This window comes from Bacillus sp. FJAT-27251 (genome assembly GCF_001273925.1).
In the GTDB taxonomy this organism is placed as follows: Bacteria; Bacillota; Bacilli; order Bacillales; family Cytobacillaceae; genus Mesobacillus_B.
Map to the genome: position 1 here is coordinate 105,281 of NZ_LIGG01000001.1, position 24,636 is coordinate 129,916.

21 protein-coding genes are annotated in these 24,636 nt (G+C 47.2%); 5 read left to right on the forward strand and 16 right to left on the reverse strand.

Annotated features, from left to right (window positions below; genetic code table 11):
* Positions 1-498: 498 nt before the first annotated feature.
* Positions 499-1,548, forward strand: coding sequence for a lactonase family protein (locus ADU22_RS00525; RefSeq protein ID WP_053360402.1), 1,050 nt, complete (start codon positions 499-501; stop codon positions 1,546-1,548).
* A gap of 81 nt (positions 1,549-1,629) precedes the next feature.
* Here the strand turns inward: ADU22_RS00525 and ADU22_RS00530 are convergent, their stop codons facing one another.
* The 5 genes from ADU22_RS00530 to ADU22_RS00550 form a co-directional block, all read right to left on the reverse strand.
* A complete protein-coding gene (locus ADU22_RS00530) occupies positions 1,630-2,859 on the reverse strand; it encodes a S1C family serine protease (protein ID WP_231687819.1) in 1,230 nt (409 codons plus the stop codon).
* Between the two features lie 215 nt (positions 2,860-3,074).
* On the reverse strand, positions 3,075-4,487 hold the full coding sequence (locus ADU22_RS00535; protein ID WP_053360403.1) for an ATP-binding protein: 1,413 nt from the start codon (positions 4,485-4,487) through the stop codon (positions 3,075-3,077).
* The gene (locus ADU22_RS00540; RefSeq protein ID WP_053360404.1) at positions 4,477-5,181 is read right to left on the reverse strand and encodes a response regulator transcription factor; all 705 of its coding nucleotides are present in this window, start codon (positions 5,179-5,181) and stop codon (positions 4,477-4,479) included. Before ADU22_RS00540 ends, ADU22_RS00535 begins: the two co-directional genes overlap by 11 nt.
* Before the next feature lie 60 nt (positions 5,182-5,241).
* Positions 5,242-6,435, reverse strand: a complete 1,194-nt coding sequence (locus ADU22_RS00545; RefSeq protein ID WP_053360405.1) for an MFS transporter — start codon at positions 6,433-6,435, stop codon at positions 5,242-5,244.
* A 44-nt stretch (positions 6,436-6,479) separates the two neighbouring features.
* Complete coding sequence (locus ADU22_RS00550; RefSeq protein WP_231687820.1) at positions 6,480-7,736, reverse strand: DUF445 domain-containing protein; 1,257 nt, start codon at positions 7,734-7,736, stop codon at positions 6,480-6,482.
* 249 nt (positions 7,737-7,985) lie between these two features.
* On the opposite strand from ADU22_RS00550, the gene ADU22_RS00555 reads away from it, so the two are divergent.
* The gene (locus ADU22_RS00555) at positions 7,986-9,191 is read left to right on the forward strand and encodes a PP2C family protein-serine/threonine phosphatase (RefSeq protein WP_053360407.1); all 1,206 of its coding nucleotides are present in this window, start codon (positions 7,986-7,988) and stop codon (positions 9,189-9,191) included.
* On the opposite strand, the gene zupT is transcribed toward ADU22_RS00555, so the two are convergent.
* From zupT to ADU22_RS00580, 5 genes are all read right to left on the reverse strand, one after another.
* On the reverse strand, positions 9,184-9,990 hold the full coding sequence (zupT, locus tag ADU22_RS00560; protein ID WP_053360408.1) for a zinc transporter ZupT: 807 nt from the start codon (positions 9,988-9,990) through the stop codon (positions 9,184-9,186). The two genes, ADU22_RS00555 and zupT, sit on opposite strands and share 8 nt — an antisense overlap.
* A 245-nt stretch (positions 9,991-10,235) precedes the next feature.
* Complete coding sequence (locus ADU22_RS00565) at positions 10,236-11,045, reverse strand: CheR family methyltransferase (RefSeq protein WP_053360409.1); 810 nt, start codon at positions 11,043-11,045, stop codon at positions 10,236-10,238.
* A 13-nt stretch (positions 11,046-11,058) separates the two neighbouring features.
* Entirely contained in the window at positions 11,059-13,845 is a 2,787-nt protein-coding gene (locus ADU22_RS00570) for an ATP-binding protein (RefSeq protein WP_053364408.1), read from the reverse strand.
* 105 nt (positions 13,846-13,950) lie between these two features.
* On the reverse strand, positions 13,951-14,481 hold the full coding sequence (locus ADU22_RS00575; protein WP_053360410.1) for a chromate transporter: 531 nt from the start codon (positions 14,479-14,481) through the stop codon (positions 13,951-13,953).
* A 2-nt stretch (positions 14,482-14,483) separates the two neighbouring features.
* Positions 14,484-15,041 (reverse strand): chromate transporter, encoded by a 558-nt coding sequence (locus ADU22_RS00580; protein ID WP_053360411.1) that lies wholly within the window; start codon positions 15,039-15,041, stop codon positions 14,484-14,486.
* A gap of 256 nt (positions 15,042-15,297) precedes the next feature.
* Here ADU22_RS00580 and ADU22_RS00585 point away from each other — a divergent pair, with 256 nt between their 5' ends.
* Together ADU22_RS00585 and floT are read left to right on the forward strand one after the other, a co-directional pair.
* Positions 15,298-15,828 (forward strand): NfeD family protein, encoded by a 531-nt coding sequence (locus ADU22_RS00585; RefSeq protein ID WP_053360412.1) that lies wholly within the window; start codon positions 15,298-15,300, stop codon positions 15,826-15,828.
* Positions 15,829-15,840: 12 nt separating this feature from the next.
* A complete protein-coding gene (gene floT, locus ADU22_RS00590; RefSeq protein ID WP_053360413.1) occupies positions 15,841-17,382 on the forward strand; it encodes a flotillin lipid rafts scaffold protein FloT in 1,542 nt (513 codons plus the stop codon).
* Positions 17,383-17,894: 512 nt separating this feature from the next.
* Here the strand turns inward: floT and ADU22_RS00595 are convergent.
* From ADU22_RS00595 to ADU22_RS00615, 5 genes are all read right to left on the reverse strand, one after another.
* Positions 17,895-18,551, reverse strand: coding sequence for a potassium channel family protein (locus tag ADU22_RS00595; RefSeq protein ID WP_053360414.1), 657 nt, complete (start codon positions 18,549-18,551; stop codon positions 17,895-17,897).
* 308 nt (positions 18,552-18,859) lie between these two features.
* On the reverse strand, positions 18,860-20,119 hold the full coding sequence (locus tag ADU22_RS00600; RefSeq protein ID WP_053360415.1) for a Ger(x)C family spore germination protein: 1,260 nt from the start codon (positions 20,117-20,119) through the stop codon (positions 18,860-18,862).
* Positions 20,094-21,203 carry a GerAB/ArcD/ProY family transporter gene (locus ADU22_RS00605; protein WP_053360416.1) on the reverse strand — a complete coding sequence of 370 codons (1,110 nt, stop codon included), beginning with the start codon at positions 21,201-21,203 and terminating at the stop codon, positions 20,094-20,096. Before ADU22_RS00605 ends, ADU22_RS00600 begins: the two co-directional genes overlap by 26 nt.
* On the reverse strand, positions 21,200-22,750 hold the full coding sequence (locus tag ADU22_RS00610) for a spore germination protein (RefSeq protein ID WP_082252749.1): 1,551 nt from the start codon (positions 22,748-22,750) through the stop codon (positions 21,200-21,202). Before ADU22_RS00610 ends, ADU22_RS00605 begins: the two co-directional genes overlap by 4 nt.
* Positions 22,751-22,871: 121 nt before the next feature.
* On the reverse strand, positions 22,872-23,072 hold the full coding sequence (locus ADU22_RS00615; RefSeq protein ID WP_053360417.1) for a hypothetical protein: 201 nt from the start codon (positions 23,070-23,072) through the stop codon (positions 22,872-22,874).
* Between the two features lie 138 nt (positions 23,073-23,210).
* Here ADU22_RS00615 and ADU22_RS00620 point away from each other — a divergent pair, with 138 nt between their 5' ends.
* Positions 23,211-24,221: a potassium channel family protein gene (locus ADU22_RS00620; RefSeq protein ID WP_053360418.1), complete on the forward strand. Its 1,011-nt coding sequence runs from the start codon at positions 23,211-23,213 to the stop codon at positions 24,219-24,221.
* Here ADU22_RS00620 and ADU22_RS00625 read toward each other — a convergent pair.
* Entirely contained in the window at positions 24,213-24,614 is a 402-nt protein-coding gene (locus ADU22_RS00625) for a YugN-like family protein (protein WP_053360419.1), read from the reverse strand. The two genes, ADU22_RS00620 and ADU22_RS00625, sit on opposite strands and share 9 nt — an antisense overlap.
* Positions 24,615-24,636 lie beyond the last annotated feature (22 nt).

Here is a 24,636-nt window from a genome sequence, read left to right on the forward strand (position 1 = left end):
TACTCCTGTTTTGTAAAATTGTAAAGAGGCATTGGACTTAGCTGGATGTGAAATCATTGTGCCTGCCCCGGCTTGTACTGATTCGTCAGGGATTCCTATAAATATGTCTTATTTTTCAAAAAAATAACCAGCTGTACCCGAACCCCCCTGAATATTTTTACATAAAAATATAGTATGGAAGAAAGTTGAGGTGATGAAGGGTGGGGCTTCTAGACGCGTATAACGAATGGAAAAACTCCAGGTACCTGCGTCATATTTCCCTCATGGAAGACCGGAACAATTGCCCAGACTGTTTTGGCAAAGGCTACTTCGTTTTTCCTGTCAATGAATTTGTTTATAATGTAACCCCTATGGATTGCCAAGGGTGCAATGGCACCGGGACATTCACAGAGTGGACAAACCGCCAATAGATGCAAGAGAGCCTAGGTCTGTGCAATTGCTGTACAGGCCTTTGTTTTGGTGTAATAATATTCATAAAATAATTTAAGGAGGACTACAATGACATCCAGCAAACAATTCCAAGGCTTTATTGGTACATACACAAAGGGCGGCAGCGAAGGAATTTATTCTTTTGCCCTCGACAGCGGGACAGGCACAGTTTCCGGCCTGAAGCTTGCCGCCAAATTGGATAACCCTACCTACCTGACTGTCTCAGAGGATAATCAATTCTTATATGCAGTTGCCAAGGAAGGCGAGTCAGGCGGTGTCGCAGCTTATCGAATCCTGGAGGATGGCAGCCTTGAGCCCATCAATTCGGCTGTTTCAGAAGGTGCGCCTCCCTGCCATGTGAGTGTTGCCAGCAGGAATGGAGTATTGGCCGCAAATTATCATAAGGGAACCATCGAGCATTATCCATTGAATGAAGATGGCAGCATCCATCCTCCTTCTGCCATTGCCAAACATGAAGGCTCAGGCCCGGACCCAAGACAGGAAAAGGCCCATTCCCATTTTGCCGGGAATACTCCTGATGGTAAATATGTTATTGCCGTTGAACTGGGCACCGACCAGGTAATTACCTACAAACTGGAAAATGGCCAATTAAGCAAGGCGGCTGCATTAAACACAAAGCCCGGCAGTGGCCCAAGACATCTGGTATTTCATCCTTCACAGCCTTTCGCTTATGTGATGACAGAATTCAGTTCGGAAGTCCTTGTCCTGGAATACAGCTCCGAGGACGGCAGCTTTATGCAAGTCCAGAAAATTTCAACCCTGCCTGATACGTTTACGGAAAATAACCAGGGAAGCGCCATTCATGTCTCATCAGACGGAAAGTTCATCTATGCCGGGAATCGCGGCCATGACAGCATTGCCGTTTTCCATGTTGATCCTAATACATGCAAACTCAGCCTGGTCGAGCGTGTCTCAACAGAAGGAAATTGGCCGCGTGATTTCGTACTTGACCCGTCAGAAAAGTTCGTGGTTGCTTCCAACCAGAACTCAAGCAACCTTGTTGTATACTCGAGGGATGAGGAAACTGGCAAACTCACCTTGCTGCAGACTGATATTTCCGTTCATGATCCGGTTTGCGTGAAGTTCCTCCATTATTAAAGCAGAAGAAAGATGACGAAAAAAAGAAAAGGGTGTCGTAGTTTGCGAATGAACTTCGACACCCCTCTTTTATAGGAACTACTACGCTTCGGCGTTTTTCGAGGACAAACTGACGTTTATGTCGGCAGCTTTTCCATCGCGGTATATTTTTAGCTTTACTTCGTTTCCATTTTTCCCCTTGGAATACAGATGCTTTCTTAAGTCTGCCGAACTGCTTACCTCTTCTCCATTTATCGACACAATGACATCCTGCTTCCTCAATCCTGCCTCCGCTGCAGGAGATTGCGGGTCAACATAGGTGATCATGGTTCCTGCGTCGACATCTTCAGGCAGGTTTTGCTTATACATTTCCGGAATTTGGGCTAAATCCGCAAGGCTGACCCCTAAATAGGGGCGCGCTACCTGCCCGGTTTTAATCAGTTCATTAATAATCGGTAAAACGTCATTGCTCGGAATGGCAAAACCTAATCCTTCCACTCCGCTCTCGGAAATTTTCAGTGAGTTAATCCCGATAACCTGTCCAGCAGTGTTGATTAAAGCACCGCCGCTATTGCCAGGATTAATCGCCGCATCCGTCTGAATGACATTCAGCTCCCATACCCCTGCAGACGTGGATACTTCAATTCCACGATCGATGGCACTGACTATTCCTTGTGTAACGGTCCTTGACAGGTCGAGGCCAAGCGGATTTCCAATGGCCAACACCTGGTCGCCAGGCCTTAGCTGCGATGAATCGCCAAATTCAATGGTATCTTCAACAAACTTCCCATCTATTTTAATGACAGCCAGATCGGTCAAGGGATCCGCTCCGACCACCTCTGCATCCGCTTTCTTTCCATTATATAGGGATACTTCAAGCTTGGATGCTCCTTCAATTACATGGTTATTCGTCACAATAAAAGCATTTCCGTCCTGCTTTTTAAAAATGACACCCGACCCTGATCCACTTTCCACATTTCCTTGAGTTCTTGAAAATGGATGGTTCTGGTTCTGGTTTTGGATATTGACAATCCCGACGATTGCTTTGGAAGCATTTTCGACAATATCTGCTAAGGCTGGTGTGCCATCGGCTGAAACAGGTACCGTGTCGAGGGATGCAGCATTTTCCACCCGGTTTGTACCCCCTGCCGTTTCATCAGCCTTCACTCCCCACCCTTGGGTATCAGAGAGTGTTACAGCTCCGAGGGTAAGAACTGAACCAACTACACCGGCTGTGACCATTGAAAGGAAGTTTTTCCATCCCCCAGACTTCCTTGGCTGCCTCATTGGTTCTTCATTATATCTATTGGATTGGTTTTCAATATCGTTCATCATCATTTCCTCCTTCGACTATCACCATAGCCTTATAGTAGACCGGAAATATGAACAAATTATTACCAAAATGCAACCAAGCTATTAAAAAGAAGTTAAACGGTGCCTGACCCCCGGCGCGACAACGCATCACCGCTTTGCTCCGCCGGGGGTCAGGCACCGTTTGTTGCTTTAAAGGAGAAAAGCTGCAGGGCCCAATTCCTGCAGCTTTTGTCTTATTTTTGTGGAGTGGGGATTCTGATGGTGAATTTGGTGCCTTTGTCTTTTTCACTTTCTACCTTAACTTCACCATGATGCAGCTGGACCAGCTGTTTGACGATTGACAGCCCGAGGCCGAATGCCCCGTATGGGTTTCCCGTCCTTGAAAGATCGGCTTTATAGAAACGGCGCCAAATCTTTTCAATTTCCATAGGATCCATTCCAATTCCGTTGTCTTCAATCTCAATGACTGTCTCGCCGGCTTCCATCCTGCCTCTAATCGCTATCGTGCCATTCTCGGTAAACTGGATCGAGTTCTTGGCAATATTGATCAGAATTTGCAGGATGCGGTCATAATCGGCGTAGACAACTGCCCCCGCTTCTGTTTCAAGCGTAATTTGATTGCCCCGCTCTTCCGCCTGTAAATCCAACTGGTCTTTCAATATTTCAAACAGCTCGCCCAGTTCGATTTTTTCTATATAAAGGGTAACCTGATTGGACCTGATTTTTTCATAATCCAGGTTTTCGTTTACCAGCCTGATCAATCGCTTTGTCTCTTTGCCGACAAGTTCCAGGCCTTTTTCTTTTTCCGCTTCGGGAATCAAATCATTTCTTAATCCTTCAATCATTCCATTGATGGTCGTAAGAGGTGTCCGCATTTCATGGGAAACATCGGCCATGAACTGCCTTCTCCGGTTTTCAAGACTTTCAATCTCTTCCATTGAAAGATTAAGCTTTTCGACCATTTGATTGAAATCGTTGGCCAGTTCACCAATCTCGTCAAATTCAGAAGCAGGTGTCCGCACTGTATAATCGCCTGCCGAAACCAGGGAGGTCGCTTCCTGCAATCTCTTGATCCGGTTTACATGGATCCTTGACAGCACCCAGCTTAACAACAGCGCCACAGCGAGGGCAATCAGGGCTGCATACAGCAAATAGTCATTAATGTCGCTGATCATCTCCTGGTTTCCCTGAATCGGGGAAGTAAGAAGGATACCCCCTATAAACCTTCCCCCCACAATATAGGGCAGCGCCACGAGTGAAACGTCCTGGTCGTAACGTTTCAGGTCATATTTGATGACGATGGGACGCCCCTCCTGAAGGGATTGAAGCTCCTTCTGGGTCAGTTCAATGGCAGGGCCCCTCCAGCGGATGGGATTCAGGAGATTCATATGCTCATCAAATACGCTGAACTGGATATCCCTGCCGAATAATACTCTCGCATATTGGTTGATTACCTGCTCCGGCCTCTCACTGCCCCGCTCCAGGTCCGCGAGTATATTTTCGCCATAGCTGATCAGCTCGTCCGTTTTATCCTTATAAACAAGGGTTTCCACATACTGCGCAAACAGCAGGCTTAAAACAACAAAAGCCACCAGCAGGACGCTGATATGGCTGAAAAGCTGCTGGTAGAGATATTTAACCTTCATGGATGGCCACCGACTCATCAAACTTATATCCTACTCCCCATACCGTATGGAGATAGGGATTCTCGGCCGTGCCAATTTTATTCCTCAACCGCTTGACATGGACATCCACCGTCCGTTCATCACCGTAAAACTGGTAGCCCCACACCCGCTCAAGCAGCTGCTCCCTTGTAAACACCTGGCGCGGATGCTGGGCGAAAAAAGCGAGCAGATCAAATTCTTTTGGTGTCAGATTAGGCACCGGGACGCCATCGAACATCACTTCCCTCGTGTCCTTGTCTATCGTGAAGTGCCGGGTCTGCAGCATATTTTTCTTCCCGCTGTCACCGCCGGCCTTCTGGTACCTTCTCGCCACCGCTTTTATTCGTGCCATCAGGGCCAGCGGGCTGAACGGCTTGGTTACATAATCATCGGCGCCCATTTCAAGTCCAAGGACCTGGTCGGACTCACTGTCTTTAGCCGTCAGCATGATGATCGGCACTTCACTGTTTTCCTTCCTGATTTTCCGGCAAAGGGAAACCCCGTCCATCCCCGGCAGCATCCAGTCCACAATGAGCAGATCCCACCCGCCATTCCTGAACTCGGTATAGCCGGAAAGCCCGTCATGCACAAATTTCCCGGTTATTCCTTCCTTTAAAAAGAACATTTCTATCATTTCACATACACTTTCATTATCTTCAATCACAAGAATTTTCATGGTATCTTCCCACCCAATCAAACTTACTTGGTTTTTAAAAATGGCCGGGGGCTGCCGGCATCAGGCTGCTTGCCTGTTTTTCACAAGCAGATACATATACAGAAGAATGGAAACCAGCACGGAGACAGCCGAAGTGATATAGATGCTTGGATAGCCCCAAATATGGCCGATCTGGCCAAATGTAATGGCGCCGATTCCCACACCAAGGTCAAAGGAGGAAAAGAACGTCGCATTTGCCATCCCCTTTCGGTTGCGCGGCGCCTCCTCCACAGCCCAAGCCTGAAGGGCGGGCTGGAGCGAACCAAAACCCAGTCCATACAAGGCAGCGGCAAGATAAAGGACACCGCTGTTTGGCAGCCATGCAAGGAGCAGCATCGCGGCCAATATCAATCCTGCACCGGGGATGAACACCGCCTGATGCCCTTTGCGGTCATACAGCTGGCCGGCAAAAGTCCGGGAAAGCATCAGGAAGATGGCAAACATCAGAAAATACCATTGAATTCCGGCCACCTCTTTCTGCTCCGCATAAAGGGGGAGAAAGGCGGCAATCCCGCCAAATGTGACCGTGATAAAAAACAGGAGCATGGAAGGCTTCAGAGCGCTCTTTTCGTAAAAATCCCATTTAACGTTCGCAGCCTTCTCCGCCTTCCCTTCCACTTTCTTGTATGTGATTTTCGAAGCCATAAGCAGAGCGGCAAGTCCCAGCCCCGAACAAATGAAAAACAGCTCCCGAAATGTGAGAACGCCCACAAGCCCAAGCCCTAGCGAAGGACCGATTGCCAGGGCAACATTTCCCGAGAGCCCATAATAGCCCATCCCTTCTCCGCGCCGTTTTGCGGGAATCAAATCGGTCGCAATGGTACCCGAGGCGGTCGTGGAGAAACCCCAGCCAATCCCCTGCACAATCCTTAATGCAAACAGGAGGAACATGCCTGCTGCGAATCCGAATGATCCGACAGACAGCACGAAAATAACGAGCCCTGCCAAATAGACACTTCCTCTGCCCCTTGCTTCAAGTGCATGCCCGGCATATGGACGGATTAACAGGGCGGAAAAAGTGAATATCCCGACAACAAGTCCGATCAGCTGGTCATTTCCGCCAAGAAATTCAACAAAAAGCGGAATGGTCGGCAAGGTCATTTGAAAGCCAAGGAAAATGAAAAAATTGGCCAGGCATATCAGGATGAAGTCCTTGCTCCAAATTCTTTCCTTTTGGTCCGCTTGCTTTTTCTGTTTCACCAACTGTTCACCCATCGCAAACCTTCTCTCTTAAGTTATGGCTTTCCCCTGCAACGAAATCAGTAAACAGCCAGCTTGAATACAGTCAGGAACACGCCGATTATAAAACCGCATAATGCTCCGTTTACCCGAATCCACTGCAAATCTTTGCCAACATTGTTTTCCAGCATCGCTATCAAGGTTTTTGTATCCAGCTTATCGAGGTTTTCCTTCACCAGCATGCCGATTTTGGAGTGGTTCTTTTCAATTGCTCCCGCTGTCTGTTTATGGATCCAGGCCTCTATTTTCGCTGTCTTTTCAGCATCTGATTCAATCTCATCCAAAAACCGGATGATAACTGGTACGATTTGGGATTCCACGAACCCTTCCTCCCGGAACATCTGCAAAATGCGTTCTTTCGCTTGTTCGAGCAGGCCGCTGATTTGTTCATTCAATTCCAATTCTTCTACCAGCTTATTCTTCCACCCGTTGATTTCTTCCATAAGCTGCTCCCTGTTTTCAAGGCCGGAGAGTTCTTTTCTGATCCAGTCCAGGATTAAGGCCCGATAGCGATTGTCAGGCTGGCTGACATTCCGGATCCTGTTCAAAATGAACGTTTGCATGATCTGGCCCATTTTATCCTCATTCACCAAAGAGCTGAAGGATTGAATGGCGAACCTCAGGAGTCCGTCCGCTTCGGTGGTTTCAATCAGCTGTTTTCCGAGCCGGCCCATGGTCTGCTTTGCTTCCCTTGTTGCAGCCCACTTCCCTGTCTCTTGCAGCACATAGTCGAAAGCAGCTTCTTCGTACCGGCGGGACAGTATTCCCGCTGCTGCTGCCTTCAGGATCCGGTCCGCCCTTACGGAAGAGAGGTAGCCTTTGAGCTCCTTTTCGATAAAAGGAGCCAATTTCTGCAGGTCGACCCTCTCAACTGTCTCAAGCAGCAGCCGGTGGATCGCTTTTTTGACTTGCTCAGTCTGAAGTTCACGCCTGATGATTCCAAACAATTTGTCCGTAATGCGAATTTGCTTGATTTTATCGAGGATGCTGGCCATGGTCAGCCACTCCTCTTCAAGCATCCGAATCAAAGATTTTGTCAGCTTTTCCCGATTTCTCGGAAGCAAGGCAGTGTGCGGAATAGGCAATCCCAGCGGATGGCGAAAAAGGGCGGTGACAGCAAACCAGTCGGCCAGTCCGCCGACAAGCCCCGCTTCGAATCCACCCTGTAAAAGCCTTCCCCATAAATGTTCCTGAAAAGGAATGGTCAGCAAAAAGCCGGCCGCCATCACTGCAAGTGAAATACCAGCTAAATATCTAGATTTTTTTTCTTTTTTCACTATAACTCTCCCTCAGGTCAAAATCATTTCCAGTAATTATATTATTGTACAGATTTCCTTCTTTTTCAAACAGCGAACCTTATTTCCTCCTTTATTTTTACAATTTACAGAACACCTGCTCATAAATCCAGGCCTCTTTACACGTTGAAAAGATAAGTCAATCCATGGGAGGTTTTCCTTTGAGTATGTTAGGGTATAAGAAACAGGATATACATATAGAAGCAGACTTAATGTAAAAGGGGTAAAGGAATGGGGATTTTAATCGTCGATGATAACCAGGTTAATCTGTTTGTCATTGAAAAAATCTTAAGCCGGGCAGGGTATAGTGACTATAAATCGTTCAAATCCGCAATGGAGATGTTCGATTACCTGCAAATAGACCATCCAAGCCCGGTTGAAAAACCGGTTGATTTAATTTTAATGGATATCATGATGCCCGAAATCGACGGCATTGAAGCATGCCGGAGAATACAGGAAACACCTCATTTAAAAGACATACCGATCATTTTCGTGACAGCCCTTGAGGACTCAAACAAAGTTGCCGAAGCCTTGGATGTCGGCGGGCTTGATTATGTGATGAAGCCCATAAATAAAACAGAACTGCTTGCCCGCATGCGTGTTGTGCTGCGCTTAAAAGCAGAGAAAGACTGGCATAAAAAGCAGGATGAAAAAATCCGCAATGAACTCGAATTATCGATGCAGGTTCAAACAAGCATGCTAAGCGAGCCCATCCTTCATGACCATATCCTGATGAAAGCTTCCTACTTGCCGGCCAATACACTTGCAGGGGATATGTACTATTGGTACAGGATTGACAAGCACAGGTATGCGGCCATCATCCTTGATATGATGGGGCATGGAATCTCGGCCTCACTTGTCTGCATGTTCATTTCTTCCGTGCTGCGTGATTCCATCCACAGCTGTTCCGACCCTGAATATGTGATCGACGAACTGAACCGCTGGATGCATACCCTCAATTCACGCAACCATCACATTCCTTATTATTTCACCGCCATCTATACCGTAATTGATACGCAGAAAAAAACGGTAGAATACGTCAATGCGGGACATCCAGCCGGTTTCGCCCTCATTGATGGCAAGGAAGTTGTCGCCCTTTCTGACCGCACCTGTGCCGTGGGGTTTTTCGAACAAATTTCGGTCCGGAAAACAACACTTTCTTATGAACACACTCTTCAGCTGCTCCTGTTTACGGATGGTGTTGAGGAGGCAGTCGCCAGGCATGGGCAGGAAAGCGGCTTTTTGGAAGCGGCCGCCTCTTCCCTCCTTCCAGCCGAAGGGGAACCCATCGATTGCATCCTGACCAGGGAGCACCAAACAAACGCCTCCGATGATATGTGCGTTGTGCTCATCCAGGCAGGAAACCATCTCACCGAAAACCTAAGATACATACAAAAAAACGCTTGGAACGTTCCAAGCGTTTTTGCCATTAGATGAACAGAAGGAGGCTTAATGCCATCACAGCCATCCCGCCTATGAGGCCGTAAATGGAAATATGGGCCTCATCGTATTTCTTTGCGGCAGGCAATAATTCGTCAAGGGAAATGAAAATCATGATCCCTGCTACGGCGGCAAAGATAATCCCGAACATGACGTCATTCAGGAATGGCATCAGGAAAAGGAAGGCAACCAGTGCCCCAACCGGCTCTGACAGCCCAGACAGAAAGGACAGCTTGAATGCTTTTTTCCTGTCTCCCGTTGCATAATACACCGGGACGGATACGGCAATCCCCTCGGGAATATTGTGGATGGCAATGGCGATGGCAATGGCGACGCCAAGCGCCGGATCCTGGAGGGCCGATGTAAACGTGGCAATGCCCTCAGGAAAGTTATGGATCCCTATAGCCAAAGCTGTGAACATGCCCATCTTCAACAATGCCGGGTCACTAGCCGCCTGGCCCTTGTTCATATCCTCCACTTTCTTCAATTCATGGGGATTGCTCTGTTTGGGAATGAATTTATCAATCAGCGCAATTAACAGCATCCCGCCGAAAAACCCTCCCACCGTCCACCAGTTGCCTTGAACTTCTCCTAAAGCGCCAGTGAGTGCCTCGCGAGCCTTCACGAATATTTCCACCATGGAAACGTAAATCATGACACCCGCAGAAAACCCCAGGGCTAGCGATAAAAATTTGGTATTTGTCCTTGATGTAAAGAAAGCTAGAAGGCTGCCAATCCCTGTAGCCAAACCAGCCATTAAAGTCAGTCCGAAGGCAAACAAGATGTTCTCTGTCACTGGATTTTCACCCCTATATTTAATATCAGATTTTTTGATTCTGGTTCATTTTATGCACGAAACTAAGAAAGTTTCCTACAGGAAACATTTTAACCATTGGCTAACATTGCGTCAATCATTAAAAAGCTTCGGCTACAACGGGGTGAGGAATTATTTTTATGTTGGTTCCATTCATTTAATTATTTTGCCCTCAAAAGAAAAGAGCGTGAAACAAATTGTTTCACGCTCTTTTCTGCAAATGCTGTTCACTTTTTATGATAAATTTTTTCTGCAGGTAAAAAATCCGCAAAGGATCCTGACATCTCCGGCCGGATCGCTTCCTTGCTTCCGAGGCCCAGGAAACCGCCGGAAGCGAGGCTTTCATCGAAAAGATCCATCACTTTTGCCTGAAGACCAGGGTTGAAATAAATCAGTACATTCCGGCAAATGATCACATGAAACTCATTAAAGGAGCCGTCTGTGACAAGATTATGCTGCGCGAACATAATGCCTTTCAACAGTTCCGAATCAAAGTAGGCGAACTGGCTGTCCGTCTGGTAATATTCCGAAAAAGAGCTTTTACCGCCTGCCTGGATGTAGTTTTTCGTATATAATTGCATTTTTGTCAGGGGAATGATCCCTTTCTCTGCCCTTTGCAGAACCATTTCATTCATGTCGGTGGCATAAATTTTCGCACGCGGGCCAAGCCCTTCTTCTGCCAGTAAAACGGCCATCGAGTAAGCCTCTTCCCCAGTAGAGCAGCCAGCATGCCATATCCGGATTTCAGGAAGGCTGTGAAGCTGCGGGACCACTGTCTCGCGGAAAGCCTTAAAGAAGGAAGGATCCCTGAACATCTCCGTAACATTAATGGAAAAGTCCTGCAGCAGCTTCTTCAACGTTGTTTCATCTTCTATCACTTTTTCAGTCAGGCGGCAAATCCCGGGAAGCTGTTCCAGACGGATCCTGTTTTGGACACGCCTTAAAATGGATGATTTCATATACTGCCTGAAATCGAATCCTGACAAGCGATAGACTGCAGTAAGCAGCAACTCTAACTCCAATTCTTCCTTATCCATAAGATTTCCTCTTTTACTCCTTGGTGATCCAGACTCTCATGACAGATAAAAGCTGGTCCAGTTTAAGCGGCTTGCTGACATAGTCGGAGGCGCCCGCTTCAAGGCATTTTTCCCTGTCGCCTTTCATCGCCTTTGCTGTCAAGGCGATAATTGGGATGTCTTCCCCTTTTTCCAGCCTGCGTATCTTCTTCATGGCCGTATATCCATCCATAACCGGCATCATGATATCCATGAGGATGATATCAACCCGGTCTGTCTGACTTAATAGATCGAGGCACTCCTCCCCGTTCTCTGCAGTCAGTATGTTCATGCCTTCTTTTTTAAGGGCATTGGTCAGCGCGTAGATATTCCGGCGGTCATCATCGACTACTACCACCGTTTTTCCGGCCAGACGGCTGATTGCCTCATCTTCATGTCCAGCTTCACCGGCATCGTGGATGTTCTGTTCATCTGCCAAAGATCCAGGGGCCACCTCCATAGCCGGGGCCACTTCCTCGTTCACTGGGACGTAAGGGAATTCCGTTTCTTCCGGAAGGCCATCAGGCAAGCTGGGGATATAAAGGGTAAAGGTGCTTCCTTTTCCTTCCTGGCTTTCCACTTGGACAATTCCCCCCAGCAGCCGGGCGAATTCCCTTGAGATGGATAAACCTAGCCCTGTACCGCCGTATTTTCTCATGGTGGTGCCGTCGCCCTGGTGGAATGGATCGAAAATCATCCTTTGCTTGGACGGACTGATGCCGATTCCGGTATCTGCAACAGACACTTTCAGCCAGTCATTTCTCTCCGTCCAGTTTGGCAGCCTTTGAAGCTCCGAAAGGCCAGGGGTCTCAACATTCACCTTCACCGACCCTTCCTCGGTGAACTTAAAGGCATTGGAAAGCAGGTTCTTGACGATTTGCTGGAGCCGCTGTTCATCCGTATGGAAAACGTCTGGCAGATCCTCGCCAGTGCTTACAGTAAATTCAAGGTTTTTGTGAGAAGCCAGGTGGGCAAACAGCTGACTGATCCGATTGCTGAAATCCCTGATATTCACCTCATCAAATGAAACCTCCAGCTTTCCGACCTCTACCTTTGAAAGATCGAGGATATCGTTGATCAGGTCAAGAAGGTCCTGGCCGGAAGAATGGATAACCCGGGTAAATTCCTTCTGTTCTTCGGTAAGAGCCTCCTCTTCGTCTTCTGTCAGCATTTCCGACAGCAAGAGGATGCTGTTTAATGGCGTCCTCAGCTCATGGGACATGTTCGCTAGGAACTCGGATTTATAATTGGAGCTCAATTGAAGCTGGCGCGCTTGTTCTTCAAGTTCTGTCTTTGCTTTCTGAAGCTCTGCCGATTTTTCTTCGGCGTCCCTTGATCGCTCTTCAAGCTGCTCATTGATCATGCGCAGCTCTTCAGCCTGCGTCTGCAGTTCTTCGGACTGGGCCTGAAGCTCTTCCGACTGGGACTGGAGTTCTTCAGTCTGTGCCTGTGACTCAAGAAGCAGCCTTTCGACTTCCATTCTTCCAAGGATATTGGTCACCGCAATTCCCAGCGTTTCCAGCACCTTTTCAATCAAGGCCTTTTCAGGCTTGGTGAAGTGCCTCAAGGCGGCCAATTCCACGACAGCCACCACTTCATCCTTCACGATGACCGGTGAAATCAGGATGCAGGCAGGTACCGCTTCTCCGAAAGCTGTTTTGACGGGCGTGAAGTTTTCGGGCACCTCCTCAAGATAGATGCTTCTGCCATCACGGGCACATTGCCCCACAAGCCCTTCCCTCTCATGGATGGTTCCCCTCGCCGGTGTTTCACCGCTGTCTGCATAGGAAGCAATTTTTTTAAGGACCGTACCGCTCCTATCGCCATCCATCAGGTAAAAAGCACCGAGACTTGCACCGGATGAAGGAGCGAGCTTGGCCAGGAAGCCTTCAGCCAATGCCTCAACCTCCGTGCTTTTATGGTAGAGATTGATGATCTCGGCGGACTGGGTCTGAATCCAGTTCTGCTCGGCTATTTCAGCTGTGTATTTCTTTTCCTGTGCATGGTAGTTTTCGAGCGAAGCCGCCATCATGTTAAAGGATAAAGCGATTTGCCCGATTTCATCATTGGTTTCCTGCTTCAGGCGCGGGATTTCGGAAAGATTATCATAATCAATCGCCTGAATTCCCTCTGTAATGCTGATAAGGCTGCGGTTGGTACTCCTGATCACCCACAGAGTGGCAGCAGAAATCAGGATGACGGCCGCCGCCACCGCTGTCACAAGCGAGGCGATAAGCTGGCTGTAGGCTTCATTGGAAGCTTCCAATGCCTCGCCTATTAAGCCTTCCTGATAATCCCTGAAGCTGTTGAGACTTTCGAACAGCTGGCTGCGTGCAGCATTTTCAGCATTATAGATGGCCATCATTTCATCCTGTGAAGCCCCTGCGGACAATCCGGCAAGAATTCTGGTCTCCATTGCGGCAAAGCTTTCATATCCTGCCTTTACTTCCCTTAATAAAGTCTTTGATTGGGTTCTGGTCAGCATGCCTTCAAGCTCGGAAATATTTTCACGGATTGCTGCTGACAGCCCAATTACATCCGTACCCGCAGCTGCAGTGCTTCCTTCCTCACCCAGCATCAGCGCCTGAAGGATCCTCCTGTCCGATTGAAAAACATCCTGCCTGATTTCCATTGCCCGGTTGACCTTGTCATAGCGGTCCTGGACAATTTCGAGCATACTGGATTTGATGGTACTCGTCAGCCCCAATATGACAAAAAGCAATACAAATAAAAAGAAAATGGTCAGTCCCAAAGCAATAAACTGTTTCTTTTTAAAAGCCACATGCATCTGCCTGCTTTCTATTAAGATTTAGCATTTCAAATGCCAGTAATCATTTAAACTTTCACAACCATGCAACTATAGCATATAAGGAAGGCACTCGTCGCCCTAAGCTAGGAATATGGCTCCATATATCATAGCACCGCCAATGACATACGCTGGATGGACTTTTAGTTTTTCCATCAGTATATAGCTGAGTCCTCCAATGAAAATCGTCTGCCATATTCCTGTGCCATTATAGGAAGAAAAAAAGAAATCATAGGTCATCACTCCGAGCAGGACCGCAATGACCGGCCGGATCACGATTGTCAGCCGCTTCACTTTCGGCGATTCCTTATATTTCATCAGCAATCCCAGCAAACCGATCATAAGAATCAGCGATGGAGCTACAGTAGCAAAAMCCCCTGTTGCCGCGCCAAGGATTCCCGCCTGTTCATAGCCAATATAACCAGCCATTTTTGTGGCAATCGGGCCGGGAAGCGCATTCCCAAGAGCCAGCACTTCACTGAATTCCTTTACGGTGAGCCAGCCGTAACGGCCGACTACTTCATTTTCAATCAGTGGAATCGAGGCCGGCCCACCTCCATAGCCAAGGATTCCCGGAATAAAAAACGCCCAGAAAATTTTTAAATAAATCATGGTTAACTCTTCCCCTTCCCGGCTGCATTTCCTCTAATAAGAAGAGCTCCCGCAAGCAAAACAAAAATAAGGATGGCCGGATGAAGCCCGATAGGCTCAAGGAGCACAAAACTGCCGATAAGGAACAAGGCAGTCCATTTCCAGCCAAGTTTTGACTGGCCTGCTTTTTTTACAAAATCCCATGTAAGCACGGCAAGCATCACGGCAACCACGGGAACCACTGCTTCCGTCATTCCATGCACCCAGGGCTCATCCTTATAGGCATTCAGGCTGGTTAGCAGCAAGACCATCAAGATGATGGTCGGCACGATGGATGCAGCCAGGGCATTGAGCATCCCAGGCAGTCCTCCGACACGATAGCCGATATACCCCGCCATCTTAGTGGCAATCGGGCCGGGAAGCGCATTTCCAAGAGCGAGAACATCACTGAACTCATCCGAATTCATCCATTTATATCTGTCCACGACTTCTTTATGTACCAACGGAATGGAAGAAGGACCGCCTCCATAGCCAAGCAGGCCCACCCGGAGAAAAGCCATGAAAATATCCCTTTGCCTCATAGAAACACCTCTTCTGTATCATTCTGTTCACTTCCTCCCTATTCTAGCGGATATAATCTCCAAATTAAACGAATTTGCTGGACCCGCCTATAATTCTTCTCTCCACCCTTTTCCAAAAGCACCTAAAATAGTAAAATATTTATATATATTGAATCTTTTCCTTATTTTTCCCCGTATTAAGATTATCAGATAAGAAGGAGGGCAGGAAGACGGGGAGGCTTTGAGGCTTAAAAGAAAGAGCAAAGGAAGATGAAGGATGCATCTATTTGGAATGCCTTTGGAAACCATTTATTTTTATGCACTGGTGGTTGCAGGAGCCCTTACGATCCTATATTTATTATTCGGCGATTTGCTCGGCGCCATGTTTGAAGGGTTCATCAACCCTACACTGATTTTTTCTTTCGTTACTTTGTTCTCGGCCATAGGCTATCTGGCTGAGAAGCTCACCTCTTTCCACAGCATCCTGATAGCCGCTGTTTCAGCAGTCATTTCGTTTATTTTAGTCGCGTTATTGAACATTTTTGTCCTCATCCCGCTTTCAAAGGCTGAAGAATCGCTTGTATATAAGGAAAGCGACTTAAGAGGCCGAACTGGCATTGTCATAACGGCTGTACCGGAAGACGGGTTTGGCGAGGTGCTGATTGAAAGCATCAGCGGCCGGATTTCCAAGCCTGCAGCAAGCTTCAATAAAAAACCGATAGCCTATGGACAAAAAGTACTGGTCATCAATGTCGCCAATGGAGTGCTCGAAGTTGGCCAGTACGAAGAAATGGAAAGTTTAATTTAGGGGGAATGTTGAATGGAACTAGTCTGGATTGTAGGAGCTTTTGTCCTTTTCCTGATTCTCGCATTGATTGCCGTTTTTATCACAAAGTACAAAACAGCAGGGCCTGATGAAGCATTAATTGTGACGGGGAGCTTCCTTGGCAGCAAGAACGTCCATGTAGACGAAGCCGGGAATAAAATTAAAATCATCAGGGGCGGCGGCGCATTCATCTTCCCTGTGTTCCAGCAATCCCGCCCGTTGAGCCTGCTATCGAGCAAGCTGGAAGTGACCACTCCGGAAGTATATACCGAGCAGGGGGTTCCCGTCATGGCCGATGGAACAGCCATCATCAAAATTGGCGGCTCCATCAGCGAAATTGCGACGGCGGCCGAGCAGTTCCTCGGCAAAACAAAGGCAGACCGTGAAAATGAAGCAAAAGAAGTGCTCGAAGGCCATCTCCGCTCGATTCTTGGTTCCATGACCGTTGAGGAGATTTATAAGAACCGCGATAAGTTCTCGCAGGAGGTGCAGCGTGTTGCCTCCCAGGATCTCGCCAAGATGGGACTTGTCATCGTTTCCTTTACCATAAAGGAAGTGCGCGATAAAAACGGCTATCTTGACTCCCTCGGAAAACCGCGGATTGCGCAGGTCAAACGGGATGCGGATATCGCGACGGCAGAAGCGGACAAGGAAACCCGCATAAAAAGGGCCGAAGCCGATAAAGATGCAAAAAAGGCCGAGTACGAGCGGGCAACGGAAATTGCGGAAGCTGAAAAGGTAAACCAGCTCAAGATTGCCGAATACCGCCGCGAACAGGATATCGCCAAGGCCCGGGCAGACCAGGCCTATGACCTTGAGACAGCCCGTTCCAAGCAGGAAGTGACAGAGCAGGAAATGCAGGTCAAAATCATCGAGCGCCAAAAGCAGATTGAACTGGAAGAGAAGGAAATCCTGCGCCGCGAGCGCCAATATGACTCCGAGGTCAAGAAAAAGGCGGATGCGGACCGCTACGCTGTCGAACAGTCGGCATCTGCCCAGAAAATGCGGGAAATGGCAGAAGCGGATGCTAATAAATACCGGATTGAAGCAATGGCCAGCGCCGAAGCAGAAAGAGTGCGGATGGACGGTTTGGCAAAAGCGGAAGCACAAAAAGCGCAAGGAGAATCGGAAGCGGAAATTATCCGCCTGAAGGGACTTGCAGAAGCCCAGGCCAAGGAGAAAATTGCCGAAGCGTTCGAAATGTTCGGCCAGGCTGCGACACTCGACATGATTCTAAAAATGCTTCCTGAATACGCCAAGCAGATTGCGGCACCATTGGGGAACATTGAGAAAATCACTGTCGTCGATACCGGCGGCAGCGGAGTAAACGGCGGCGCCAATAAGGTGACGGGATACGCAACCAACCTGATGGCCGGCCTCCAGGAGAGCCTGAAAGCTTCCTCCGGCATCGATGTCAAGGAACTGATCGAGAATTTCTCAGGGAAAAGTGCTGTCAGGAACCCGATTGACTGGCCGTCTAGAGAATACACGAACAGTTCATTGCCAACAGAAACCACGCCTGTAAAACAGGATTAAAGAACAAATTTCAAAACCAAAGTGCCTGCCCCCACATCGTTAACATTGAGGGGGCAGGCACCATTTAGTTCGTTATCGCTTTAATGCAGTGGGGGTCAGGCACCATTTAGTTCGTTATTGCTTTAATGCAGTGGGGGTCAGGCACCAATTTTTTGCTAGTACTAGGTTTTAACGACGAGAGCTGGCCTATTTAGTACTAGCATTAAATTGGCTGCTATAAACCTAGTACTCGCATTATCCTTACGCTTACCAGCATTATATCCCGACCAACCAGCATTATATTTACCCTTATCAATATTAAATGATATTTAATACTAGTACTCGCATTATTTAATACCCCTTAAGGTACACCAGCCCTAAAAAATCCACAGGGTTATTAGCAAAATAGCTCATTTTCGATGTATGATTGACACAAATCGAATAAGGAAGGCTCATGTTTAAGTATAAAACCTCGTCCAATTCTTCTTTCAAAACCAATTCCACTAAAAAACTGCCGACCTGTTCGGCAGCTTTCAGTTTATACTGGAGAATTTCTCCAAATCGGTATTTTCCCCAACCACGAAAAGCACATCGTCTGTATTAAGCGTTTCTTCAGGCCCGGGCGCGATATTTATTTTATCCTTTTCTTTAATTGCCACGACAATGACATTATGGTCAGCGCGCAAATCCAGGTCCTTGAGGGTCTTTCCTTCCATGCTTTTCGGCACCTTGATTTCCTCTATGCTGTAATCATCGGCAAACTCAATAAAGTTGAGAACATTGGGCGAAGCCATCAGCTGGTGGGCGAGCCTTTCCCCCATATCCTTCTCGGGAAAAATCACCTTGTCCGCTCCAATCTTAGACAGTACCTGGCCGTGATGCTTATTCAGGGCCTTGGCAACCACATTGTTTACGCCCAATTCTTTCAGGAGCAGCACAGTCAGAATGCTCGATTGAATGTCATCACCAATGGCCACAATGACGGTGTCAAAATTGCGGATACCCACTTCTTTCATCGTTGCTTCATCTGTCGAGTCGCCAATCACCGCGTACGTCACGCTGTTTTTATAATCTTCAATGTGTTCCTCATTTCTATCGATAGCAAGGACCTCATTCCCTGCATTATAAAGTGTAGCGGCTACACTTGAGCCAAACCGGCCCATGCCAATTACGGCATACTGCTTTTTCATGGGCGTTTCCTCCTATGATCTTCTCTATCCTTTGAGGCAGAAAAACAGCTGTTTCACTAATATTCTTACCTCTTTTCAGAACATCGTAATCCTACTCCTTTGTTACTGGGGAACTAAACGAATTTGTAAAATCTCAATAACGCATATACGTGAAGTATGGAAGCACAAGGGCAATGCAGGCTAAAATAAATACAATTACTGCTCCCCCCTTATTTTTCTGTTTCCATAATGACCATGCGAATCCCGAGGTGTACAGAAAGACCAGGGGTACACAAACCCAGATGAACAAGTTTAGAGCCGTATCCATCTTAATCCCTTATCCCTTCGTATGTTGGTATTTTGGGCTGCCTGCCGAACTCCCCAAAACGCAGCTCAACATCGACTTCAACATCCATGCGCGGATATGTTTTCATCCAGTCGAACGCCATATATTCCTTCAGAGTCCGAAATTCCTTCCTGGCATAGAGGGACCAGCCAAAAGGCTCTGCCTTGTATTCTTCCTGCGTCTTTTTCACTACCCCATTTACCTGGTCTGCGATTTCATTTTCAAGGTAGCGGCGGATTTTATCTATTTTCTCCTTGCTTTCCGCTGGATTTTTCATGCCCGGATCGCTCATCACCTCGGCCACCAGCGGGAGAGTGACACGTATTTTTGGCGATTGTTTACTCAAGTCCAGGTGAACATCGCTGTCTTTAAGCTTTTTTAGTCTAATCGCCATTTGATACCCTTCCATGAATGGATCCGGGTAGACACTGAGAATATCGGTGGTTTCAAAGGCCTTATTAATCAGCATGACAATCCGATTTTCCACACCCGAGAAGGTTCCAATCATCTGGCCTTCGAGAAACACGGCAGCACCGAGGAATTCGGCATTATTTGTTTTTCCCTCAAATTTCATTTCGCCCGCAAGAGCATCATTTTCATTCACGCGGAACTTTTCTTTATCCATTTTAATTTCAGTCGTTACATACATGCCAAGAAATAAATTGGCGTCTTCTTCCGTAATCCGGAAAAAGTGGTGAAGCTGGGAGTCTGGAATTAGTCCCGTCTCAATCCCGCGTCTCATCATGTTTTCATAAAATTTGTGAGGCCGCGTCAGCATGGTCGGCTTGTTATTGGCAAGAAAATCCGCGGCCTTTTCCTTGCTGACCATTAAAAAGGCATTTCGTTTGATTTCACGGTCTTTGCTGGCATTATAAATAAAACGGATGAAGTCCTTCTCCCTGGCAAGCTCCTCCGAAACGACAATAACCTGGAGCAAATCATAGGAGATTTCCCGTGCTATGACGGCATTGGCTGTATTCCTGATCGATATCAAGTCCGAGGCCCGGATGGTAATGGTCTGTATGCCTGTCTCCTGGATCGCTCCAGCCGCCTGCGTTGTGCCTGTTTCCGCATTCGAGATTAGATAAGTAATCTCTATTTTCCCGCTCTCCTCGGATTTGTCCATGCCAAGGCCAATCACAAACACCTTTTTATCAAGACCTGTCTGGTCCCAGCAGCCTGGCAAAATGGATAACGCTGCAATCATGATGACGATATTAATGATCTTTAGCTGATGTCCCATTCCTGAAGTCCCCCCTTAGTTTGGCAGCCATCCACATGAAGCAGGGTGATAGAAAGAATACAGGGCTCAGCCATGTCAAAAGCAGCTCTCTTAATTGCGGAATCCGGTACTCGGAAATGGTCGAAGCATTCCCAAGGGCAACAATCAGAACAGCCATCAGCGGAACAAGGTATTCAAAGTTTTTGATTTTAAAAACCCCGCCGAACAGGACTACCACCAAATAAAGATAAACGGAAAAACGGATGAATGCCGCAACCAGCCAAAATGGAAGAAAGATACTTTCCACATTCGTTAAAAACCCTATCGAAATATAGCGGATTGTTTCATGAAACGGATATTTCAGCACTTCAATGGATGTAAAGTCAAAAAGCATGACAAACAAGACAAGCGAGACTGTGATTTCAACTGCCCCTATGCCGAAGCCAATCAGCGTCCCGCGCCTGTATTCCTTGAAAGTGCCGACGAGAGGAGCGATCAGGGCAAGGAAAAAGATATCGGCAAAAATGGACATATTGCTTCCAGCCGTTTTGACAACTTCCCCGATCCCTGGCCCCCAAAGCGGAAAAATCAGCTCAGGGATTCCCTGGGAGAATGTGATCACCAAAGCTACAAGGAGGGTGGCCTTAATGTAAAAATAGGCGAGCCATGCCGTGCTGCCAATATGCTCTATCCCTCTTTTCGCCCCATAGGCACAGACAACAAACAAGACAATGTAAATTGCAACCAGCGGGGTTCTGGAAAAATACATACTCCCAATGATGTCCACATATCTCTCGGAGTCGACAACTACAAAAGCGAACCCCACAGCAAGCAGGACAAACGAGAAAAAGTTGCCGAGGACTTGGCCAAAAAGATGAAGGTTGACCTCGTGGAGATTTTTCCCCTTATAAGACGACATCACTTTTAGCAGCAGCAAAATGGGGATGATGGAAAAAAGGCTCATAAGCAAGACTGATATCCAGGCAGAGTTTTTAGCTGTGCTGTACAATATGCTGGGCGTATCATCCGAAAGCTTGCTGCCTATTGTCAATCCAATGATTGCGACATATTCCCTAATACCAATCTTCCCTTTAGTTTGATTCATTTCACTGCTCCATTACCTTTTTTATTGATATCGGCTGGTTTTAAGTATCCCGGCCGCAGGACTTCCTGTGTCAATATCCTCCGGTATATCGTATCCTTCGAAGAGACATAATGCGGAGACATAGGGGCAAGAAATGGCACCCCAAACGACTTTAAGGATACAAAATAAAACATTCCTATAGTAAATAAAGTTGTCATTCCATAAATACCGAACAGCCCGGCAGAAAAAATAAACAGGAACCTGATGATCCTTAGAGCAAAATTCAGGCTGATGTCGCTGATTGTAAAAGAACTAAGGCCGCTGAGGGCAACCACAATAATCACGATGGGGCTGATAATGTTTGCTTCTACAGCCGCTTGTCCCAGAATAAGGGCACCTACAATTCCAATCGTGGGACCCATGGGGCTCGGCACCCTCAATCCGGCTTCACGGATCAGTTCGAAGGCAATCTCCATGAGCAAAATCTCAATAAGGACCGGGAACGGTACCTTCTCCCTTGTTCCTGCAACAGCCAAAAGAAGGTCAGCCGGGATCATCTCGGCATGATAGGTGGTGACCGCAATGTAGATAGCCGAGATAAAAACGGTGATGAACATGGCAATCATCCGCAGCACTCTAATAAAGTTCCCAAAGATAAACCTCAGATAATGATCTTCTGGAGTATGGAAAAACGACCAGAAAGTTGCCGGAAGGATAAGGCTGTCCGGTGAATTATCCATCATCAGGACGATATGTCCATCCTCGATAAAAGAGGCTGCCCGGTCCGGCCTTTCAGACAGCAGCACACTGGGAAACAGCGAGAATTTCCGTTCTTCAATATATTGCTCCAGTAGAGGCAGGTTCTGAATTGCATCGACATTGAGGCTGTTCAGCCGCTCCTTTATATTTTCCAGAAGCTGGATGTTAACCAAGTTTCGTATATAGACAACAAACACATCGTTTTTTGAGCGCTCCCCAATTGTTACAGCCTCAGCGACCAAGGCTTCATTTTTTATCCGCTTCCGGACAAGGGACAAATTCACAATTGCCTTTTCAGTAAAGGCTTCCTTGGGACCTTTTACCAGGACCTCCGTCTCAGCTGATTCCACTGCCCGCCCCTGGAAGTTCGCACATTCAAACGCGTAGGCAGCAGGTTCTCCCTCGAGAAAAATCAGAGCGTTGCCGCTGTTGACATTCTCGACGGCTTCTTTTATTTGGGTGACGGTCGTTACATTCTGTGTATAGACAATTTCTTCAATCCTTGCATCAGGATCCGTATTGAGCAGCAGCGGACGCAATGCACTGTCCTCGATTGTTCTGACGTCCGTGATGGAACTGATAAAAAAGACAGCGGCTTTCCTTCCTTTTCCTCCCAGTTTAATTTCCCTGAACTTCACATCCCTGTTATCGGGAATGCGATAGATTTTTTTCATCAAGTCGATATTTTCATCAATGAGCCGCGAGACGTTTTGCTTTTTCCAACTGTTTTGTTCTCCAAGGGTATCCCTTGATTCCACAGGCTTTATTTTCTTCTTGCTCCGCGCCATTTTATTGAGAAAATTAAACATGGCTGCCCCACCCCCATTCCATGCAGAATCAAAATTTGTATACAGTTAGATATTTACCAAATCCTTCTTTTTTATGAAATTAAAAAAAGAGACTGATGACAGCCTCTTCGTTTTATAGCCTTTATCTCCAGCTTTTGCTGAACAAGGCTTTGAATCCTATATACAGCAAGGCAAACACGAAAATAATGATGACAAGGACAGCGACAACTTCAAAGAAAGAGACCAGGCCGGCGCCAAGCAGGGCAACACCTGTTGCGGTTAATTTCAGCAGGGAAAATCCTGCCAGAATACACGCGAAGAATAGCAGCGCAGTGTAAAACATTTTCATCCCTCCTTGCTTCACACTATGCTAAAGACCAAAGGCGTGTTTGGACATTGGCCCAAGCTGGAGGAATCTTCCCGTTTCCATTTTCTGTTTACTGGCGATACTGGGCAATAAAGAGAAAAGGGGATGGTTCACTTGCCACAGCATCTTTATATCCGGTTCATCAGGCTGCCGCTGCTCTTGAGGATTCTCCTCATTACTTCCCTGTTAATCTGCTTGTTTGGACTGTTCATCCATTTGCTGGAGCCGGAAAATTTCCCGACTGTCTTCGATGGGGTCTGGTGGGCAATAATTACCGCTTCAACAGTGGGATACGGAGACTATGTTCCTTTGACAATGGCCGGCAGGCTGGCCGGAATTGTCCTCCTGTTTATCGGGGCAGGTTTTATTTCAACTTATTTTATTACCCTTTCCACTGCTGCTGTCACGAAGCAGGAAGAATATATTAAGGGCGGGTCCGACTACAAAGGGAATGGGCATTTGGTGGTGATCGGCTGGAATGAGCGTTCGAAAGCGATTATCGGTTCTTTATCCAAATCCAATCAGCATATCCTCCTCATTGATGAAACTCTTAACAGCAATCCCATGCCTTTCCACCATGTGCATTTTATTAAAGGGAAGGCCCTTCAGGATGAGGTTCTCCTGCAGGCAAATATTACTGCTGCCGCAAAGGTCATCATAACGGCCGACCAGAATCTTGTTGAACTTCAGGCTGACATGAACAGCATCCTGACCCTGCTGGCAGTGAAAGGGCTTAATCCTGATGTAGGGTGCATTGTTGAAATCCTGACCAATGAACAGTTGAATAATGCGAAACGGGCAGGGGCCGATGAAATCATTAAAACCAACACCCTGACGAGCGCGATTTTTCTTGACAGCATCCATTCAACCGGAATGGTGACTCCTCTTTCCGATCTTCTCGATGAGCTGGCCGCACAAAAGCTTGAATACCAGCCGGGAAGTCCGGGAACGCTCGGAAAAGATTTCAAGCAGGCCCACCTGTTTTTATTATCGGAAGGGATTCTTCTCCTGGGAATAAAAAAAGGGAATGACCTTTATGTCAATCCCGCCAATGGCATGAAAGTTGAAAAGGAGGACCAGCTTCTTGTGATTACAAACAAGCAAAAACTTCTTGGCTCAAAGTAAGGCGTTTTCTGCATCCTTCAAAAGGGTTTGGCCAAATTTCACAAAACGGTCCGGAACGTCCCCATCTTTTTCTACAGGCTCGGAAAACTGGTTGAAGGATGCATTGGAGTTGTCTACATGCGCATGGTCATCCAGGCCTTCCTGATAAACGTGTCCAAGCAGGAAAGGGCGGCTGAACTGCACAACGCAGTTTTTGGCATCCAGCTGTCCTTCGACTGCTGTAAAAGGCAGCCGCAGGAATTGATAGCCCGGTTCGTCCGCCATTTTATAATCAAATGAGCCTTGGTCATAATCCCAATTTCCGCCAATGGAGTATCCCATTGGTTTTAATGTCTGCTCCAGCTGGTATAGGTCAAATCGTTTTCCTTCAAGCTGAGATGATAGTTCAATCATTTACATTCTCCCTTTCTTTTTC